General features: G+C 70.1%; 17 protein-coding genes. 6 read left to right on the top strand and 11 right to left on the bottom strand.

The window, feature by feature from the left end; translation table 11 throughout:
• Positions 1–150: 150 nt before the first annotated feature.
• Genes ACX28W_RS17035 through ACX28W_RS17080 form a run of 10 tightly spaced genes read right to left on the bottom strand, consistent with a single transcriptional unit; the run spans position 151 to position 10,342 of the window.
• On the bottom strand, positions 151–1,650 hold the full coding sequence (locus ACX28W_RS17035) for an NADH-quinone oxidoreductase subunit N (protein WP_458999795.1): 1,500 nt from the start codon (positions 1,648–1,650) through the stop codon (positions 151–153).
• Entirely contained in the window at positions 1,647–3,233 is a 1,587-nt protein-coding gene (locus ACX28W_RS17040; RefSeq protein WP_458999796.1) for an NADH-quinone oxidoreductase subunit M, read from the bottom strand. Before ACX28W_RS17040 ends, ACX28W_RS17035 begins: the two co-directional genes overlap by 4 nt.
• A 6-nt stretch (positions 3,234–3,239) precedes the next feature.
• The gene (locus ACX28W_RS17045; protein WP_458999798.1) at positions 3,240–5,231 is read right to left on the bottom strand and encodes an NADH-quinone oxidoreductase subunit 5 family protein; all 1,992 of its coding nucleotides are present in this window, start codon (positions 5,229–5,231) and stop codon (positions 3,240–3,242) included.
• Entirely contained in the window at positions 5,228–5,641 is a 414-nt protein-coding gene (nuoK, locus tag ACX28W_RS17050) for an NADH-quinone oxidoreductase subunit NuoK (RefSeq protein WP_362065318.1), read from the bottom strand. Before nuoK ends, ACX28W_RS17045 begins: the two co-directional genes overlap by 4 nt.
• Complete coding sequence (locus tag ACX28W_RS17055) at positions 5,641–6,312, bottom strand: NADH-quinone oxidoreductase subunit J family protein (RefSeq protein WP_458999799.1); 672 nt, start codon at positions 6,310–6,312, stop codon at positions 5,641–5,643. Before ACX28W_RS17055 ends, nuoK begins: the two co-directional genes overlap by 1 nt.
• On the bottom strand, positions 6,309–6,956 hold the full coding sequence (locus ACX28W_RS17060; protein ID WP_458999800.1) for a NuoI/complex I 23 kDa subunit family protein: 648 nt from the start codon (positions 6,954–6,956) through the stop codon (positions 6,309–6,311). The genes ACX28W_RS17055 and ACX28W_RS17060 overlap by 4 nt, the downstream gene beginning before the upstream one ends.
• Before the next feature lie 2 nt (positions 6,957–6,958).
• The gene (locus ACX28W_RS17065) at positions 6,959–7,924 is read right to left on the bottom strand and encodes a complex I subunit 1/NuoH family protein (RefSeq protein WP_458999801.1); all 966 of its coding nucleotides are present in this window, start codon (positions 7,922–7,924) and stop codon (positions 6,959–6,961) included.
• Positions 7,921–9,330 (bottom strand): NADH-quinone oxidoreductase subunit C, encoded by a 1,410-nt coding sequence (locus tag ACX28W_RS17070; RefSeq protein WP_458999802.1) that lies wholly within the window; start codon positions 9,328–9,330, stop codon positions 7,921–7,923. The genes ACX28W_RS17065 and ACX28W_RS17070 overlap by 4 nt, the downstream gene beginning before the upstream one ends.
• Positions 9,327–9,938, bottom strand: a complete 612-nt coding sequence (locus ACX28W_RS17075) for an NADH-quinone oxidoreductase subunit B (RefSeq protein ID WP_458999803.1) — start codon at positions 9,936–9,938, stop codon at positions 9,327–9,329. Before ACX28W_RS17075 ends, ACX28W_RS17070 begins: the two co-directional genes overlap by 4 nt.
• Positions 9,929–10,342 carry an NADH-quinone oxidoreductase subunit A gene (locus tag ACX28W_RS17080; RefSeq protein ID WP_326786120.1) on the bottom strand — a complete coding sequence of 138 codons (414 nt, stop codon included), beginning with the start codon at positions 10,340–10,342 and terminating at the stop codon, positions 9,929–9,931. Before ACX28W_RS17080 ends, ACX28W_RS17075 begins: the two co-directional genes overlap by 10 nt.
• 523 nt (positions 10,343–10,865) lie before the next feature.
• Here ACX28W_RS17080 and ACX28W_RS17085 point away from each other — a divergent pair.
• The 5 genes from ACX28W_RS17085 (at position 10,866) to ACX28W_RS17105 (ending at position 18,254) form a co-directional block, all read left to right on the top strand.
• Positions 10,866–12,185, top strand: coding sequence for a sensor histidine kinase (locus ACX28W_RS17085; protein ID WP_458999804.1), 1,320 nt, complete (start codon positions 10,866–10,868; stop codon positions 12,183–12,185).
• 320 nt (positions 12,186–12,505) lie between these two features.
• Positions 12,506–13,861: a sensor histidine kinase gene (locus ACX28W_RS17090; RefSeq protein ID WP_458999805.1), complete on the top strand. Its 1,356-nt coding sequence runs from the start codon at positions 12,506–12,508 to the stop codon at positions 13,859–13,861.
• Between the two features lie 461 nt (positions 13,862–14,322).
• The gene (locus ACX28W_RS17095) at positions 14,323–14,982 is read left to right on the top strand and encodes a response regulator (protein ID WP_458999914.1); all 660 of its coding nucleotides are present in this window, start codon (positions 14,323–14,325) and stop codon (positions 14,980–14,982) included.
• 259 nt (positions 14,983–15,241) lie between these two features.
• Entirely contained in the window at positions 15,242–17,182 is a 1,941-nt protein-coding gene (locus ACX28W_RS17100) for a 2-oxoacid:acceptor oxidoreductase subunit alpha (RefSeq protein WP_458999806.1), read from the top strand.
• Positions 17,175–18,254: a 2-oxoacid:ferredoxin oxidoreductase subunit beta gene (locus ACX28W_RS17105; RefSeq protein WP_458999808.1), complete on the top strand. Its 1,080-nt coding sequence runs from the start codon at positions 17,175–17,177 to the stop codon at positions 18,252–18,254. Before ACX28W_RS17100 ends, ACX28W_RS17105 begins: the two co-directional genes overlap by 8 nt.
• Before the next feature lie 60 nt (positions 18,255–18,314).
• On the opposite strand, the gene ACX28W_RS17110 is transcribed toward ACX28W_RS17105, so the two are convergent.
• Entirely contained in the window at positions 18,315–18,707 is a 393-nt protein-coding gene (locus tag ACX28W_RS17110) for a winged helix-turn-helix transcriptional regulator (protein WP_458999915.1), read from the bottom strand.
• Positions 18,708–18,813: 106 nt separating this feature from the next.
• On the opposite strand from ACX28W_RS17110, the gene ACX28W_RS17115 reads away from it, so the two are divergent.
• Positions 18,814–19,668 carry an SDR family oxidoreductase gene (locus tag ACX28W_RS17115; protein ID WP_458999809.1) on the top strand — a complete coding sequence of 285 codons (855 nt, stop codon included), beginning with the start codon at positions 18,814–18,816 and terminating at the stop codon, positions 19,666–19,668.
• The last annotated feature ends 108 nt before the right edge of the window (positions 19,669–19,776 follow it).

Below are 19,776 nucleotides of genomic sequence, written 5' to 3' on the forward strand. Positions count from 1 at the left end.
GCTTCCACTCTTCAGTGGACCCTCCCGTACAGGTCAACGCCAGGCGGGAAGTACTAGTTCCCTTGTGCGCGCACCGGCGCGTGTGGGCCGTCCGAGTGATGGCGCGCATCGGCCCGCGCGCGCGTGCTGTGCGGATGTCAGAAACGGATGTCAGAACAGCCCGGTGTCCGAGAAGCGCAGCACCAGCTGGGGCGCGCCGGAGAGGGCGATGCCCAGGACTGCCGTCAGGGCGATGGCGGCCGTCAGAGGGGCCGGGACCCGGTGCCTCTCGGGCTCGCCCTCGGGGGCGCGGAAGAGCAGGGTCGTCCACTGGAGGTAGTAGAAGAGCGCGATCACGACGTTGACGGCCATGACCACGGCCAGCCAGCCGAGCCCCGCGTCGACAGCCGCCGAGAAGACGGTGACCTTGGCGAACAGCCCGATGATGCCCGGCGGCAGCCCGGCGAGGCAGAGCAGGAAGAAGCCGAGGAGCAGCGCTGACAGGGGGCTCTGCGCGTACAGGCCGCGGTAGTCGCTGATGCGGTTCAGGGGGCTCCTGCGGGCGACCAGCGCGGCCACCGCGAAGGCGCCGAGGTTCACGGCGGCGTACATGAGCGCGTACGCGACGGTGGAGCCGATGGCCTTCTCGGCGTCCTTGGAGTAGCCGGCGGCCGCGATCGGCACCAGGAGGTAGCCGGCCTGGCCGACGGAGGACCAGGCGAGCAGCCGTACCGCGCTGTACGCGCGCGTGGCCTGCTGTCGCAGGGCGCCGACGTTGCCGACGGTCATCGTGAGGGCGGCCAGCACGGCAAGTGCCGGGCCCCAGACGTCCGCGTACGACGGGAGGGCGACGACCGTGACGAGGATCAGCCCGGAGAAGCCGACCGCCTTGCCGATGACCGACAAGTAGGCGGCGATCGGCAAGGGCGCCCCCACGTAGGTGTCGGGCACCCAGAAGTGGAAGGGCACCGCAGCCGTCTTGAAGGCGAAGCCGACGAGAGTGAGGACGACGCCCGCTTGGGCGAGCGTGTGGAACTGCTCGTCGACGTTCTGGATCTTGTCCGCGATCTGGGTGAGGTAGAGGGTGCCGGTCGTCGCGTAGACGAAGCTGACGCCCATGAGGCTCACGGCGGTCGCGGTGACGGAGGACAGGAAGAACTTCAGGGCCGCTTCGGAGGACTTCTTGTCGCCGCGCTTGAGGCCGACGAGCGCGAAGGCCGGCAGGGAGGCGACTTCCAGGGCGACGATGAGGGTCGCGAGGTCCCGGGACGCGGGCAGCAGGGCGGCGCCCGCGGCCGAGGAGAGCAGCAGGAACCAGAACTCCCCTTCGGGGAGTTCCCCCTTGGCGTCCTTCAGGGCCGTGACCGACAGCAGGGCCGTGAGCAGGGCGCCGCCGAGGACCAGGAACTGGATGACGAGGGTGAACCGGTCCGCCGTATAGCTGCAGACGTCCGCGTCGCCCGTCAGGCAGAAGGTGGCGCGGTCGCCGTCCAGGAGGGGCAGCAACATGAGTGTGGACGCGGCGAGTCCCGCGACCGAGACCCAGCCGAGCGCCGCCTTCTTGGCGGCGTCGAGGAAGAGGTCGGCGACCAGCACGACGAGTCCGACGACCGCGGCGATGGTGGGCGGCGCGATCGCGAGCCAGTCGACGGACTGGACCAGGGAGCTCATCGGGTGCCTCCTGCGAGGAGCTGCTGAACGGCCGGGTCGGTCAGGCCGAGGAGGGCCTTGGGCCACAGGCCCGCGACGACGGTGAGGGCGACGAGCGGCGTCCAGGCCGCGAACTCGTAGCTCTGGACGTCGGCGAGCTTCGGGGAGTCCTGCTGCGGGGTGGCACCCATGCAGACCCGGCGTACGACAACGAGCATGTATGCGGCGGTGAGCAGCGTGCCGAAGGCCGCGATCGCCATGAACGTCAGATACGCGGGGCGGTTGAGGTCGTCGGCGGGCTTGAACGCGCCGAACAGCGCGAGCATCTCGCCCCAGAATCCGGCGAGGCCCGGCAGCCCGAGCGAGGCGACTGCGGCGAAGGCGAGGAGGCCGCCGAGGTGCGGGGCCTTGCCGTACAGCGCGGCGCCGGCCCCCTCGGCGAGCGTGTCGAGGTCGGTCGTACCCGTGCGGTCCTTCAAGGCCCCGACGAGGAAGAACAGCAGGCCGGTGATGAGGCCGTGGGCGATGTTGGCGAACAGCGCGCCGTTCACGCCGGTCGGGGTCATCGTCGAGATGCCGAGCAGTACGAAGCCCATGTGGCCGACGGACGAGTACGCGATGAGCCGCTTGAGATCGCCCTTCGCGCCCTGCTTGGCGAGAGCCAGGCAGGCCAGGGATCCGTAGATGATTCCGACCACGGCGAAGGCGGCGAGGTAGGGGGCGAAGGTGTGCATCCCGTCCGGCGTGATGGGCAGCAGAATGCGGACGAACCCGTACGTACCCATCTTCAGCAGCACGCCGGCCAGCAGGACCGAGCCGACGGTGGGCGCGGCGGTATGTGCGTCCGGCAGCCAGCTGTGCAGCGGCCACATCGGCGTCTTGACCGCAAGCCCGATTCCGATCGCCAAAACGGCGATGACCTGCACGGATGTCGTCAGCGATGAGCCGTTGTCAGTGGCGAGTGCCACCATGTCAAATGTGCCCGCGTTGATTCCGATCAGGAGCAGGCCCAGCAGCATGACGACCGAACCGAGCAGCGTGTAGAGGATGAACTTCCAGGCGGCGGCCTGGCGCTGGGCACCGCCCCACCGGGCGATGAGGAAGTACATCGGGATGAGCACCATCTCGAACGCGAGGAAGAACAGCAGCAGATCGAGGACGGCGAAGGTCGCGAGGGTGCCGGACTCGAGGACGAGCAGCAGGGCGACGAAGGCCTTCGGGGTCGGGCCTTCGGGCATCTTGAAGTAGCTGTACAGCGCGCAGAGGAAGGTCAACAGGGCGGTCAGGACCAGGAGGGGGAGGGAAATGCCGTCGATGCCGAGGTGGATCCGCACGTCGAGTGCGGGGATCCAGCTGATGTCCGTCGTGGCCTGCATCTGCTGTGCCTTGGCCGGGGTGTCGTGGTCGAAGCCGAGCGTGAGGACGATCGCGGCGATGAGCACCGCGCCGGTCACGGTCACGCCGTGCCGCAGCACCGCCTGCTCGGGCGACTTCCCCTTCAGCCCGGGCGGGGCGGGCAGAAGAGCGGCGGCGGCGCCGATGAGCGGGCCGACGACGATGAATGCCAGAAGGATCTGCATCACGGATTCACTGATATCGATCACGCCTGCTCACGCTCCCGTGGCGACGAGGAGGGCGGCGACCACCAGGACGACGGTGCCGGCGAGCAGCGCGCTCACATAGGTCTGCACATTGCCGGTCTGCGCACGCCGTACGGCCGTGCCGAGCCAGCGGGGTAGGGCGCCCGCACCGCGTACGTAGGTGTCGACGACCTCGCGGTCGAGGAACCGGACGAGTGCGGCTCCGGCCTGGACCGGGCGGACGAACAGGGTCGTGTACACGGCGTCGAGGTGGAAGCCGACGGCCGCGTGGCGGTGCAGCGGGCCGAGCAGCAGCCGTCCCGGGTCTGCCGGGTCGGGTGCGTAGGCCACGTCTCCGAACGCAGGCGTGTGGAGCGCGATGGCCTCGGCCTCGACATGTCCGGCGTCGGCGTCGGGGTGGGCCACGACCGCACCCAGCGGGACGCGCGCGGCCAGGGCGCTGGTGTGCCGCCAGGCGCCGTAGGTGACGACTCCGCCGACCAGGGCGAGACCTGTACCGAGGACGGAGGTCGTGAGGACCGGCGTCAGGTCGCGGCCGTCGAACCAGTCGGGCAGCGGGCTGTAGGTCAGACCGAAGACGAGCGACGGGATGGCGAGCACCCACAGGACGGCCGTCATGGTGAGCGGCTGCCTGCCGTGGTCGGGGGCCTCGGCGCCCTGGCCGCGGAAGGCCAGCAGCCACAGGCGGGTGGCGTACGCGGCGGTGAGTACGGCGCTGATCAGGCCGGCGACGAGGACGATCCAGCCCGCGGCGCCGGGGGCGTGTTCGGTGTGGCCGATGGCGACGTGCTCGGCGGCGCCGAGGACGGCCTCCTTGGAGAAGAAACCGCTGAACGGCGGGATCGCGGCGAGCGCGAGGAGCGCCACGGTCATCGTCCAGTAGGCGTCGGGGACGCGGGTGCGCAGGTCCTTCATGCGGGACATGACGGCCAGCGAGTTGGTGCCGGCGGCGTGGATGATCACGCCTGCGGCAAGGAACAGCAGCGCCTTGAAGGCGCCGTGCGCAAGGAGGTGGAACACGGCGGCGCCGCGGTCGCCGACGGCGAGGGCGCCGGTCATGTAGCCGAGCTGGCCGATCGTCGAGTAGGCGAGGACGCGCTTGATGTCGTCCTGGGCGAGCGCGGCGAGCGCCGAGCCGGCCATCGTCACGGCGGCCATGACGGCGAGGACGACCATCGCGGCCGAGGAGGCCTGGAAGACAGGGAGGAGGCGGGCGACGAAGTAGACACCGGCGGCGACCATCGTCGCGGCGTGGATCAGCGCGGAGACGGGGGTGGGGCCCGCCATCGCGTCGGGCAGCCAGGTGTGCAGCGGGAACTGCGCCGACTTGCCCGCCACACCGGCGAGGAGCAGCAGGGCGATCAGCGTCGGGTGGTGCAGTCCGCCGCTTGCGACGGTGCCGAGGACCGTGGTGATGCGGAAGGACCCGGCGTCGGTGGCGAGCGCGAACAGACCGATGAGGAAGGGGACGTCGCCGAGCTTGGTGACCAGGAAGGCCTTGATCGAGGCGGCGCGAGCCTCGGGGGTCTCCCAGTAGTGACCGACCAGGAAGTACGAGCAGATGCCCATGATCTCCCAGCCGACCAGGAGCACCATCAGGTCGCCGGAGTAGACGACGAGCAGCATCGCGGAGGTGAAGAGGGAGACGAGGGCGGCGTACGAGGGGTAGCGCGGGTCGTCGCGGAGGTAACCCGTCGAGTAGATCTGCACGCAGGAGGCGACGGCGCAGACGAGCACAGCGACGAGGGCTGCGAAGCCGTCGATGTACAGGGCGAGTTCGATGGGGACCGAGCCGGTCGGCGTGAGCTCGGTGGCGGCGTCGACGGCCTGGTCGCCGCCCTGGCGTACGGCGACCAGTACGGCGAGGACGAGCGAGGTGAGGGGCGGGAGTACGGCGAGGGGGCGGACGAAGCCGGGGGCTGTGCGGCCGAGGAGGAGTCCGGCCGCGGCGCCCAGGAACGGAAGGAGGGGGACGAGGACGGCGAGGGTGGTCGTGGTCACGCGGTGGCCTCAGCCTTCTCGTCTGCCGTGACGGAGGCTTCCTCGGCGCCGTCACCTTCGGGGCCGTCGCCGTCCGGGCCGTCCGTTGCGGGGCCCTCGGCGGTGTCGCGGAGTTTGTCGATGTCCGAGGTGCCGCGGTTGCGGTACACGGCGAGGACGATCGCCAGGCCGATGCCGATCTCGGCGGCGGCGATGGCGATGGTGAACAGGGTCAGCGCCTGGCCGGAGTGGAGCGTGTCGCGGGCCGCCTTGGAGAGCCAGACGTCGAAGGCGACGAGGTTCAGGTTGACGGCGTTGAGCATCAGCTCGACGGACATCAGAACAAGGATCGCGTTGCGGCGCGCGAGAACTCCGTACAGGCCGGTGCAGAAGAGAAGGGCGGAGAGCACGGCGGGATAGGCGAGGTGCATCAGCGGGTGCCTTCCTTGTCGCTCCGGGCGCCGTCGATGCGGGAGTTCGGGACGGTCCCGCCGGCGGGGACGCCCGCGGTGGTCGCCGCGTCCGCGTCCGCCTTGCGAGAGAGGACGATCGCGCCGACCAGGGCGGCGAGGAGAAGGACGGAGAGCGCTTCGAAGGGAAGCACCCAGTTCTGGAAGAGGCTCGCTCCGGTCACCTCGGTGGAGCCGACGGCGGGGCCGTCCAGGTCGACCCAGGTCGTCCGGAAGGCGTCGACGACGACCCAGACCAGGGCGGCGGCCGCGGCGACGGCCACGGTCAGGGCGGCCCAGCGGTTGCCGGAATCGGCGTCCGGGGAGCGGCCGATGGGGGCCCTGGTGAGCATCAGACCGAACAGGAGGAGGACGACGACGGAACCGACGTAGATGAGGACCTGCACCCAGGCGATGAACTCGGCCGTGAGCAGAAGGTACTCGACGGCGAGACCGCCGAGCGCCACCACCAGCCACAGGGCGGCGTGCACCAGCTGCTTGGTGGTGACGGTGACGATCGCGGCGCCGAAGGTGACCAGGCCGACGAGGAGGAAGGCGATCTCGACACCGGTCGGGGAGAGGAAGCCGTGGCTTTCGGCGGCGGTGGTTGTGGTTGTGGATGTAGCCCATGCCGTGGCGGCTGCGAGGGTCACGACTCGCCCTCCCTTGGCTCGGAGGGCTGGGAGGGTTCGGACGGCTTCGCCGGCCTGGACGTGCCTGGCGCCGGGGGCTCGGTCTGGGCTGGCTGTTCTGCCTCGGGAGCGGGTTCGGCTGCCTCGGCGGCGAGCTTCTCGGCGGTTTTGCGGGCGGCGGCCAGTTCCTTCGGTTCCTCGGCGGCGGGGTCGAGGGCGGGCGGGGGCGGGACGGTCCACATCCACTCGCGGAGCTTGTCGCGTTCGTGGGTGAGTTCGTGGATGTCGGTCTCCGCGTACTCGAACTCCGGGGACCAGAACAGCGCGTCGAAAGGACAGACCTCGATGCAGATACCGCAGTACATGCACAGGGAGAAGTCGATGGCGAAGCGGTCGAGGACGTTGCGGCTGCGCTCGCGGCCACCGGGGGCGGCGGGTGGGACCGTCTCCTTGTGGGAGTCGATGTAGATGCACCAGTCCGGGCACTCGCGGGCGCACAGCATGCAGACCGTGCAGTTTTCCTCGAAGAGGCCGATGACGCCGCGGGAGCGGGGCGGAAGTTCGGGCTGGGCGTCCGGGTACTGCGCGGTGACGGTCTTCTTCGTCATCGTGCGGAGGGTGACGGCCAGGCCCTTGGCGAGGCCGGCGCCGGGGATCGGGGCCACGGTTACATCACCACCTTGACGACGCCGGTGAGGGCGATCTGGGCGAGGGAGAGGGGGACGAGGACGGTCCAGGAGAGTTTCTGGAGCTGGTCCTCGCGCAGGCGGGGGTAGGTGACGCGCAGCCAGATGACGACGAAGGCGAGGACGGCCGCCTTCAGGAGGGTCCAGACCCAACCGAGGCCGTCGGCGCCCCACGGGCCGTGCCAGCCGCCCAGGAAGAGGACGGTGGTCAGACCGCACAGGACGACGATTCCGGCGTACTCGGCGAGGAGGAACAGGGCGAAACGCAGGCCCGTGTACTCGGTGTACGCGCCGAAGATGATCTCCGAGTCGGCGACGGGCATGTCGAAGGGCGGCCGTTGGAGTTCGGCGAGGCCCGCCACGAAGAAGACGATCGCGCCGACGATCTGCCAGGGCAGCCACCACCACTCGAAGGCGTCGACGATGCCGGGGAGGGAGACCGTACCGGCCGCCATCGCGACGGAGGCGGCGGTCAGCAGCATCGGGAGTTCGTACGCGAGCAGTTGGGCGGCGGTGCGGAGGCCGCCGAGGAGGGAGAACTTGTTGGCCGAGGCCCAGCCTGCCATCAGCGAGCCGAGGACGCCCACGCCCATGACGGCGAGGACGAAGAAGATGCCCGCGTCGACGACCTCGCCGACGGCGCCCTCGCCCGGGCCGATGGGGATGGCGAGAAGGACCAGGAGGTACGGGAGGAGGGCGACGGCGGGGGCGAGTTGGAAGATACGGCGGTCCGCACCCGTGGGGACGACGTCTTCCTTCTGCGCGAACTTCACGCCGTCCGCAACGAGTTGGGCCCAGCCGTGGAAGCCGCCCGCATACATCGGGCCGAGGCGGCCCTGCATGTGGGCCATCACCTTGTGCTCGGTCTGACCGACGATCAGGGGGAACGTCAGGAAGACGACGAAGACGATGAGGAGTCGCAGGGCGACGTCCAGAGCGTCGTTCACTGCGTGCCTCCGGAGGGTGCCTCGGGGTCAGGGGTGGAGTCAGTCTGGGGTTGGTCGGAGGCTGTCTCGGTCGGGGGTTTCGGGGTCGCCTCGGGTTGTTGTGGGGCCTCGGGTCGTTGTGGGGCCTCGGGTTTCGGGGATTCCTCGGATTCCGGGGTGACCTCGGGCTGCGCCCCGGTGGGTTCGCGCTTCGCCTCGGGCTCGTCGAAGGCGGGGCGGGCGTGGTGCCACGGGGCATCCGAGCTGCGCGGCGCGGCGGGGGGCATCGGTGTGGCGGGAACCGTTGTCTCGCCGGTGCCCGGAGGTGTTGGCCCGGCGCCCTCCGCCGTTCCCTCTGATCCCTCCGCCCGCTGCGAAGCCGAGCCCTGGCTCGCGCTGCGCGCACGGCGGGGGCCCGCAGGAGCTGTCGGCCCCGGGGCCGAAGAGGTCGTCGGAACCTCGGGAGTCCCCGGAGCCGCAGGAGCCTCAGGAGCCTCAGGAGCCGCGGGAGTCCCCGCAGCCGCAGGAGCCTCAGGAGTCCCCGCAGCCTTCAGCTGGTCGGGGGCAGGAGCTACCTGCTGGTCCGGGGCCGGAACTGCCTGCTGGTCGCCGGCCGGGGGGCGGGGTTCGGTCTGCTGCTGGCTTGCCGAGCCCTGGCTCGCGCTGCGCGCGCGGCGCGGCGGTGCCGGGGCGTCCGCAGCGGCGCCAGTCCGCGTACCCGCACCGGCGGCGGCACCGGCGCCGGTGGCCTGGCTTGCCGAGCCCTCCCCCGCCGTACGTGCCCGGCGTACCGGACGGTCGCCGGCGGCACGGGCGGCGCCGCGGGCCGGGCGGGCCGGGGCCGGCGGAAGCTGGCCCTTCAGGGGGCCCCACTCGTTGGGGTCGGGGACGCCGGGCGGAAGCATCTGGCGGCGCTTCGGCCCACCGTGGCCAGCACCCGCCGCAGGCTCCCCGGGTTCCTTCGCGCCGGGCCACGCCTTGGCCACGCGGGCGGCGAGGACGAAGTCCTTGCGGAGGGGATGGCCCTCGAAGCCCTCCGGGAGGAGGAGCGGATCGAGGCCGGGGTGGCCCTCGAAGGTGACGCCGAACATCTCGTGGGTCTCGCGCTCGTGCCAACCGGCGCCCGCGTACACGGACACCGCGGACGGGAGGACAGGTGCCGAGTGCGGGACCGTCGTACGGACGAGAAGACGGCGTACCGGGGAGAGCGCCACGACGTGGGCCGAGACGCGGAAACCCGTGCCGGGTTCGTCGACGGCGCTCAGCCAGTCGAAGTAGGTGCAGCCCAGGGTGGATCGGGCCGTCCGCAGGGCCTCGATCCAGGAGGTCGGCGGCACGTCGACCGTCAGGACCTCGTACGACTCCTCGGCCGTGGCGTCCGGGCCGAAGAGTTCCTCGGCGGGGCCGGGAAGCCAGCCGACGGTCATCGGTCCTCCCCCGGGACGGGCACGGGCGGCTTCACCAGGCCGCTCTGGAGCGCGGCCGCGGACGGACGCGCCGCCCCGGACCCGTAGCGCTCGCCCAGCGACTCACGGGCGATCTTCTCCTGGAGTTTCAGGATGCCCTGGAGGAGGGCCTCCGGGCGGGGCGGGCAGCCGGGGACGTAGACATCCACCGGGATGATCTGGTCGACGCCCTTCGTGACGGAGTACGAGTCCCAGTACGGGCCGCCACAGTTCGAGCAGGCGCCGAAGGAGATGACGTACTTGGGCTCGGGCATCTGCTCGTAGAGGCGTTTGACGGCCGGGGCCATCTTGTCCGTGACGGTGCCCGACACCACCATCAGGTCGGCCTGGCGCGGGCCCGGCGCGAAGGGGATGACGCCGAGGCGGATGAAGTCGTGGCGGGCCATCGACGCGGCGATGAACTCGATCGCGCAGCAGGCGAGGCCGAAGTTGAAGACCCACAGCGAGTAGCGGCGGCCCCAGTTCAGGACCACCTTCATCGGCTCGGGGGCCAGGCGGGAGAGCGCGCCCAGCCGCTTCGGCTCCGGCAGCAGAACCGGCTGCTCTGAGGTCTCCGGGGTCACGTCCATGTCAGGACGCCCTTCTTGTATGCGTACAGCAGGCCCACGGCCAGGAAGCCGAGGAAGATGAACATCTCCACAAGCGTCGCCGCGCCGTAGCCGGGCGCGGCGAAGACGGTCGCCCAGGGGAAGAGGAAGATCGAGTCGACTGCGAAGATCACGTAGAGGAAGGCATAGACGTAGTAGCGGACCTGAGTGTGGGCCCAGCCCTCGCCGACGGGGTCGACGCCGCACTCGTACGTCAGAAGTTTCTCGGGGGTGGGGACCACCGGCCGCAGCAGGCGGCCCGCCCCGAAGGCGACGGCGACGAAGAGCACGCCCACGACGGCGAGCAGTCCGACAACCGAGTAGGACTGGAAGTAGTCCGCCGCGACGACGGTCCCGGTCGCCGTGACAACGGTCGGTTCCGGCACGTCAGCCCCTCACTCCCTGACCTCGCTGCGCCCCGTCGTGCGCACCGTCGCGCACTCTGTGATGCGCCCTGTTCGACGATCTGTACGGACGGGAGTCTAGGGCCTGCTAAAGAAACGGTAAGCAGCCCGTCACGGCTGGGCCATCGTGGACGCCTCCGGCCCATCCGCCGCGGGATCCTTGTCCGTACCTCGCGGACGCATGCGGCTCGTGCGGCTCACGGGCCTCGGGACTCCCGTCCGTACGTCCCGGTCACGTCCCATTGCACCTCGCGGGCCCATCCCATTGCCATCCCCTCGCCCTCTTATTCCATCTCCCGTTCCCTTGCACCTCGCGGGGCCATCCCGTTCGTCCTGTGGGCCCATCCCGTTTCATCTCTCGGGGCATCCCGCTTCATCTCGCGGGCCCATCCCGTTTCATCCTGCGGGCTCGTGCGGTTTCACCTCAGGGGGTGGGGTTTTCCCCAGGGGATCGTGGCGGTCCACCTCATGGCGCGGCGGCTCGCGGCCGGGCAGGCTAACGGATATGACCGAACGCATCACCTCTGTCGCCCTGCCGGACGTCCTGTCGGACGGGATATCCGGCGGGACCTCCCGCAGGGCGCCCGACGGGACGCTCGACACGACTTCCGGCTCAACCGTCGGCTCGACCGCCGGTTCCAGCGCCGGTTCGACCGCCGACGGGACCTCCGGCAGCGACCAGTTGCCTCCCGCCCGCCTCGCCCTGAACGGACGGACGTGGGCGGAGATCGCGCATCTCCTCGCCAATCTGCCGGTCTCGATCTTCGGCTTCGTGTACGTCGTGACACTGATATCCACGGGAGCGGCGCTCGCGGTGACAGTGGTCGGCCTGCCGCTGCTCGCGGGCGGGCTGCTCGGCGCGCGGCAGCTGGGCAAGATGGAGCGGGCCCGGGCGCGGGCGCTGCTCGGCGTGCGGATCGACGAGCCGAGCCCGCTGCCGGTGCGCCGGACCGGCTTCTTCGCCTGGCTGTGGTCGAGCCTGAAGGACCCGGTGGGCTGGCGAACGGTGCTGTACGACTTCATTCGGCTGCCGTGGGGCATCGTCACCTTCACGGTCACGCTCACGTCGCTGTTCGTGTTGTGGCCGGTGCTGCCGTTCATCGCGCGGGGGCTGACGAACGTGGACCGGGCCCTGGTGCGCGGGCTGCTGTCGCCCTCCGACGAGCTGGAGCGGCGCATCGCCGAACTGGAGTCGGACCGCGGGGTCGTGGTCGACACGGCGGCGGCCGACCTGCGCCGCATCGAGCGGGATCTGCACGACGGGGCGCAGGCCCGGCTCGTCAACCTCGCGATGGGGCTCGGCCTGGCCAAGGAGAAGCTGCTGGAAGATCCCGACGCGGCCGCGGCCATGGTCGACGAGGCGCACGGCGAGGTGAAACTGGCCCTGCAGGAGCTGCGCGACCTGGCCCGCGGTATCCACCCTGCGGTCCTCACCGACCGGGGCCTGGACGCGGCGTTGTCGTCGGTCGCCTCGCGCTGCACCGTGCCGGTGAAGGTGACGGCCGACCTGGAGACGCGACCGGCCGCGGCCATCGAGGGCATCGCCTACTTCACCGTCTCCGAGCTGTTGCAGAACGTGAGCAAGCACAGCGGAGCGAGGTCCGCGTCCGTCGACGTGTGGCGGACCGACGAACGGCTGCTCATACAGGTCCGGGACGACGGGCACGGCGGGGCCGGCCTCGACGGCGGTACGGGGATGGCGGGGCTCGCGGACCGGCTCGGCGCGGTGGACGGGCTGTTCGTCATCGACTCTCCGCCCGGCGGGCCGACGACCATCACGGCGGAGCTGCCGTGGCGGGACCGGGGGGACGAGACCGCGCGGTAGCCGTAGCGCGACGTAGCTGTAGCGCGCGGTAGCGGTGGTGCGCGGTAGCCGTAGCGCCTGATAGTCGTCGTGCCGTTCCGCGCGGTAGCCGTGCCGCGCGGGTGCGGTCGTTTCGAGGTTCCGTCGGCGCCTGCCTCGTACGGCTGCCGCCGTCGTGACGTTCCGTACGCCCCCGCAGGTCTCCGGCGGTCTCCGGCCGGCTCCGAGGTAGGGAAAACCCCCGCTCCAAGACGCCGACCCGCTCCATGGCCGGAAAGGGCCGGGGACAACAAGGTGGAGGTACGAGCCGACGAGCAGGACGAGCAGAACGGACGACACCGATGGCCACGGAGTACGGACAGGGGTACGGGCACGGGAGCGGGCCCGGATTCCACGGGGCGGGTGCCGAGGCGCGGCGGCACCGCCTCCCGGCACCGCTGCGGGCGCCGATCGAGGCCCGCAGCTGGCGCGAGTTCAGCTACGTGATGCTGAGCCTGCCGCTCGGCATCATCATGTTCACGTTCGCCGTCACGATGTTCTCGCTCGGTGCCGGGCTGCTGGTCACCTTCCTGGGGATACCGGTGCTCGCCGCGACCTTGGCGGGCTGCCGCGGGTTCGGTGCGCTGGAGCGGGCGCGGGCGCGCGGGCTGCTCGGCGTCGAGGTGGCCACGCCGGAGCCGCCGCGAGCAAAGAAGCGGGGGGTGATGGCGTGGATGGGGGCGATGCTGAAGAGCGGTTCGTCGTGGCGGCAGCTGCTGTACACGCTGATCCAGTTCCCGTGGGCGGTGTTCTCGTTCTCGGTGGCGCTGAGTTTCTGGGCGTGCGGCTGGACGATGCTGACGTATCCGCTGTGGTTCTGGGTCTTCCCGGTGTACGCCGGACAGGACGGCCTTCAGATCTTCGGCGACGACACCCACAGCGTCCAGTTGGACAACCCCTTCGAGCTCATGGTCACGGTGCTGCTGGGGCTGCTGATCACCATAGCCACGCCGTGGATCGTGCGGGCGCTGACCTCGGTGGACCGGCTGATGGTGCGGGGGCTGCTCGCGCCGTCGCGGCTGGCGACGCGGGTGGTCGAACTGGAGTCGGACCGGGGGGTCGTCGTCGACACCGCCGCGGCCGATCTGCGCCGTATCGAGCGGGATCTGCACGACGGGGCGCAGGCCCGGCTCGTCAACCTTGCGATGGGGCTCGGCCTGGCCAAGGAGAAGCTCACCGAGGATCCGCACGCCGCGGCGCGGATGGTGGACGAGGCGCACGGTGAGGTGAAGACGGCCTTGCAGGAGCTGCGGGATCTGGCCCGCGGGATCCACCCGGCCGTGCTGACCGACCGCGGGCTGGACGCCGCGCTGTCCTCGGTGGCCTCGCGATGCACGGTGCCGGTGCAGGTGGAGGTGGACCTTCCCGCCCGGCCCGCCCCCGCGATCGAGGGCATCGCCTACTTCACCGTCTCCGAGCTGCTGCAGAACATCAGCAAGCACTCCAGCGCGAGGCACGCCACGGTCGATGTCTGGCACGTCGACAACCGGCTGATGCTTCAGGTCGTCGACGACGGGGTGGGCGGCGCCGATGTCTCCGCGGGGTCCGGGCTGGCGGGGCTTGCGGAGCGGCTCGACGCGGTGGACGGGATCCTGGTGGTGGACTCGCCCCCGGCCGGGCCCACCCGGATCACTGCGGAGCTGCCCTGGCGAGGGTGAGCGGAATCGCTCCGCTCGGGGTGAGCCGGTTCGCTCCGCTCGGGGTGAGCCGGTTCGCTCCGCCGAGAGGTGTGCGATGGGCCCGGGGGTGTGCGGTGGGCCGGGGGGTGTGCGGTGGGCCGGGGGGTGTGCGGTGGGCCGGGGGGTGTGCGGTGGGCCGGGGCCAGGGTTGTTTCGCCCCCGCCGCCCCTACCCGGTCCCGTCCCCTGGGGGCTGCGCCCCCAGACCCCCACCCCCTATCGCGCTGACGCGCTCGTCCTCAAACGCCGGACGGGCTGAAGAATCCCCCCGCCGAAGCCCGGAGTCATGTGCACCGATTCGCGTCACCCGGGCGCAGGCTGGTCCGAATGCTGGAATGCTGAGGACTGCCGTATGGGCAGAAACCAAGTAGCGACCGGGCGGGGACGAACCGGCGCGGGCCGGCGACGGGCTGTGGGGGGCCGAGAATCGTGGAGGACAGGGTGCGGGTGGTCATCGCCGAGGATTCAGTGCTGCTCAGGGAGGGCCTGACCCGGTTGCTGACCGACCGCGGGCACGACGTCGTGGCCGGTGTCGGGGACGGCGACGCGCTGATCAAGACCATCACCGAGCTGGCGGCCGAGGGCGCGCTGCCGGACGTCGTGGTCGCCGATGTGAGGATGCCGCCGACGCACACCGACGAAGGCGTCAAGGCGGCCGTACAGCTGCGCAAGCAGCATCCCGGACTGGGCGTGCTCGTGCTGTCGCAGTACGTGGAGGAGCGCTACGCCACCGAACTGCTGGCCGGTTCGAGCCGCGGCGTCGGCTATCTGCTCAAAGATCGCGTGGCCGAGGTCCGCGAGTTCGTGGACGCGGTGGTGCGGGTGGCCCAGGGAGGCACCGCGCTGGACCCCGAGGTGGTCGCGCAGCTGCTCGGGCGCAGTCGCAAGCAGGACGTGCTCGCCGGACTCACCCCGCGGGAGCGGGAGGTCCTAGGACTTATGGCCGAAGGCCGGACCAATTCGGCGGTCGCGCGGCAGCTCGTCGTCAGTGACGGCGCCGTCGAGAAGCACGTCAGCAACATCTTCCTGAAGCTGGGTCTTTCCCCAAGTGACGGGGACCACCGGCGTGTTCTCGCCGTCCTTACCTACCTGAACTCCTGATGACCTGACACTGTGTCAGGTATCGAGATGTGTCAGAGGCGAGACCGGCGCAGAACCAAAGGATGAGTCGAGAGCGTCTGGAGAGGAAGCACCCAGGGGGAGGGTAAATCATGACAAGTCAGGGCCTCCAATCGTCTCAAAATGGTGTCCATCATGCGAACGGCCGCGGGAAGGCGACCCTAAGCGACGTAGGGTTGATCCTGGGAGGGCCTGCGGGAAGGCCACTCCCGGACAGCCGCCTCGAAGGAGGTTCAGTTAAGTGACCAGCAAGGTCAGTAGCCCAGCGGAGCATGCCGACGAAGCAGTCCTAGGAGAACTCGGGGAACAGCGCAAGCCGGCGGGGGCGAAACACGTCCGCCGCCTGGACCGGGTGATCATCCGGTTCGCGGGGGACTCCGGTGACGGCATGCAACTCACCGGCGACCGCTTCACCTCCGAGACGGCATCCTTCGGAAACGACCTCTCCACACTCCCGAATTTCCCCGCCGAGATCCGAGCGCCCGCAGGCACCCTGCCGGGCGTTTCTTCGTTCCAGCTGCATTTCGCCGACCACGACATCCTCACTCCGGGCGATGCGCCCAACGTCCTCGTCGCGATGAACCCGGCCGCGCTGAAGGCGAACATCGGCGATGTGCCGCGCGGCGCGGAGATCATCGTCAACACGGACGAGTTCACCAAACGGGCGATGCAGAAGGTCGGCTACGCCACCTCACCGCTGGAGGACGGCTCGCTGGACGGCTACAGCGTCCATCCCGTGCCGCTCACGACGATGACGGTCGAGGCGCTCAAGGAGTTCGAGCTCTCCCGCAAGGAGGCCGAGCGCAGCAAGAACATGTTCGCGCTGGGGCTGCTGTCGTGGATGTATCACCGGCCGACCGAGGGCACCGAGAAGTTCCTGACCGCCAAGTTCGCGAAGAAGCCGGCCATCGCGGCGGCCAATATCGCCGCGTTCAGGGCGGGCTGGAACTTCGGCGAGACGACCGAGGACTTCGCGGTCTCCTACGAGGTCGCGCCGGCCGCCCAGACCTTCCCGGCCGGCGTCTACCGCAACATCTCCGGGAACCTGGCCCTGTCGTACGGCCTGATCGCCGCGAGCAAGCAGGCGGACCTGCCCCTCTACCTGGGCTCGTACCCGATCACCCCGGCCTCCGACATCCTGCATGAGCTCAGCAAGCACAAGAACTTCGGCGTGCGGACCTTCCAGGCCGAGGACGAGATCGCGGGCATCGGCGCCGCGCTGGGCGCGGCGTTCGGCGGCTCGCTGGCCGTCACCACCACCTCCGGCCCGGGCGTGGCGCTGAAGTCGGAGACCATCGGGCTGGCCGTCTCCCTGGAACTGCCACTGCTGGTCATCGACATCCAGCGCGGCGGCCCCTCCACCGGTCTGCCGACCAAGACCGAGCAGGCGGACCTGCTGCAGGCGATGTACGGCCGCAACGGCGAGGCCCCGGTCCCCATCGTCGCCCCGCGCACCCCGGCCGACTGCTTCGACGCCGCCCTCGAAGCGGCCCGCATCGCCCTCACCTACCGCACCCCCGTCCTCCTCCTCTCCGACGGCTATCTGGCCAACGGCTCCGAGCCATGGCGCATCCCCGAGACCGACGAACTCCCCGATCTGCGGGTGCAGTTCGCACAGGGCCCGAACCACACCCTGGACGACGGCACCGAGGTCTTCTGGCCGTACAAGCGTGACCCGCAGACCCTCGCCCGCCCGTGGGCGATCCCGGGCACGCCGGGCCTGGAACACCGCATCGGTGGCATCGAGAAGCAGGACGGCACGGGCAACATCTCCTACGACCCCGCCAACCACGACTTCATGGTCCGCACCCGGCAGGCCAAGGTCGACGGCATCGACGTATCGGATATCGAGGTCGACGACCCGTCCGGCGAGGCCACCACCCTGGTTCTGGGCTGGGGCTCGACCTACGGACCCATCACCGCGGCCGTACGGCGGCTGCGCGCGGCCGGGGAGAACATCGCGCAGGCCCATCTGCGCCACCTCAACCCCTTCCCGCACAACCTCGGCACGGTGCTGGAGCAGTACGACAAGGTGGTGATCCCCGAGATGAACCTCGGCCAGCTCGCCACCCTCGTCCGGGCGAAATACCTGGTCGACGCGCACTCGTACAACCAGGTCAACGGCATGCCCTTCAAAGCTGAGCAGCTCGCCACGGCTCTCAAGGAGGCCATCGATGGCTGAGACGACCCCGGAAGGCACGGGCACGATCGAGGCGCTCACTCTGGTGCCCAAGGCCGAGGCCAGGCAGTCCATGAAGGACTTCAAGTCCGATCAGGAAGTGCGCTGGTGCCCCGGCTGCGGTGACTACGCGATCCTCGCCGCCGTGCAGGGCTTCATGCCCGAACTCGGCCTGGCGAAGGAGAACATCGTCTTCGTCTCGGGTATCGGCTGCTCGTCGCGCTTCCCGTATTACATGAACACGTACGGCATGCACTCCATCCACGGTCGCGCCCCCGCCATCGCGACCGGGCTCGCCTCCTCCCGCCGCGACCTGAGCGTATGGGTCGTGACCGGTGACGGTGACGCGCTGTCCATCGGCGGCAACCACCTCATCCACGCCCTGCGCCGCAACGTGAACCTCAAGATCCTTCTCTTCAACAACCGGATCTACGGGCTCACCAAGGGGCAGTACTCGCCCACCTCCGAAGTCGGCAAGATCACCAAGTCGACCCCGATGGGCTCCCTGGACGCGCCCTTCAACCCGGTGTCCCTGGCGATCGGCGCCGAGGCGTCCTTCGTCGCCCGCACCGTGGACTCCGACCGCAAACACCTCACCGAGGTGCTGCGCCAGGCCGCCGCCCACCCCGGCACGGCCCTGGTGGAGATCTACCAGAACTGCAACATCTTCAACGACGGCGCCTTCGAGGTCCTCAAGGACAAGCAGCAGGCCGAGGAGGCCGTGATCCGCCTGGAGCACGGGCAGCCCATCCGCTTCGGCGTGAACGGCGCCCGAGGTGTCGTACGGGATCAGCGGACCGGTGACCTGAAGGTCGTCACCGTCACCCCGGACAACGAGGCACAGATCCTGGTCCACGACGCCCACTCCGCGTCCCCGACCACCGCCTTCGCCCTCTCCCGCCTCGCCGACCCCGACACCCTGCGCCACACCCCCATCGGCGTCCTCCGCTCCGTAGACCGCCCGGTCTACGACACACAGATGGCCGACCAGCTGGACGCGGCCATCGAACAGAACGGCAAGGGCGACCTGGCCACGCTGCTCGCGGGCGGCGACACCTGGACCGTCATCGGCTAGGCCGCCGGTTCGATTCGTACGACTTATGCGCGAATTTCTACGCCAACGAGGCTCGGGCCATCAGGTCCGGGCCTCGTCGTACGCCTCGCGGGCCTTCGTCACGTCGTCCATCCGATCCTTGGTCCAAGCGGCCAGCGCGCGCACCTGCTCGGCGGCTTCCCGCCCCAGGTCGGTGAGGGAGTAGTCGACGCGCGGCGGGATCACGGGCTTCGCGTCCCGGTGGACGAGACCGTCGCGTTCCAGGGTCTGCAGGGTCTGGGCGAGCATCTTCTCGCTGACGCGTCCGATCGCGCGGCGCAGCTCGCTGAAGCGGTAGGGGCGGTCGAGGAGCTCGATCAGTACGAGGACACCCCAGCGGCTGGTGACGTGCTCCAGGACGAGGCGGTACGGACATAGCGCCTCGCCGGTGTCGTACTTGCCGACCGGTGTCGCATCCGGGGTTACTGCCCTCACACTTACGGTCACGCCAGTACCTTACTTCAAAGTGGGTACTTTCCCAGAGTTAGCGCACCTCCTATGGTTAGCGACAGACCGCACCCCATGAGGAGTTGTTTCAGACATGAGCATCGTCGTCACCGGAGCCACCGGACACCTCGGCCGTTTCGTCATCGAAGGGCTGCTGGAGAAGGTCCCGGCCGATCAGATCATCGCCGTCGTCCGCGACGCGGAGAAGGCCGCCGGATTCGCGGCCCGCGGCGTGAAGATCGCGGTCGCCGACTACAACACCCCCGAGACCTTCGACGGTGTCATCTCCGCCGGCGACAAGGTGCTGCTCATCTCGGGCAACGAGTTCGACAAGGGCCGCGTGGGCCAGCACAAGGTCGTCCTCGACGCCGCCAAGGCCGCCGGGGTGGCACTCTTCGCGTACACCAGCGCTCCTGGCACCCTGACCGCCGCGCTGGCCGACGACCACCGGGGCACCGAGGCGGCGATCCTGGAGTCCGGCGTGACGTACGCCCTGCTGCGCAACGGCTGGTACAACGAGAACTACACCGAGAACCTGGCCCCGGTCCTGGAGCACGGCGCCGTCGTCCAGGCCGCCGGCGAGGGCAGGGTCTCCTCGGCCGCCCGCGCGGACTACGCCGCCGCGGCCGTGGCCGTACTGATCGGCGAGGGCCACGAGAACAAGACGTACGAGCTGGGCGGCGACACCGCGTGGAGCTTCGCCGAGTACGCCGCCGAGGTGGCCAAGCAGTCCGGCAAGGAGATCGCTTACAGCCCCGTCCCCCTCGATGTCTACACGGGCATCCTGACCGGCGCCGGGCTGCCCGAGCCGGTCGCCGCGATCCTGGCCGGCGTGGACGTGTCCATCGCGGAGGACCAGTTGGTCGTCACCAGCGGCGACCTGTCCCGGCTGACCGGCCGCCCGACCACGCCGATCGCCGAATCGATCGCGGCGGCGCTGAAGGGCTGATCCCCTCTGGCCCGGAGCACCTCCCGCCCAGAGCGCCTCGGGCCCTGAGCTCCGCCACCCCACCCCCCGCCTGTCATGACCGTATGGCGATACGGGCATGACAGGCGT

The sequence above is a fragment of the Streptomyces sp. SD15 genome (genome assembly GCF_054462255.1).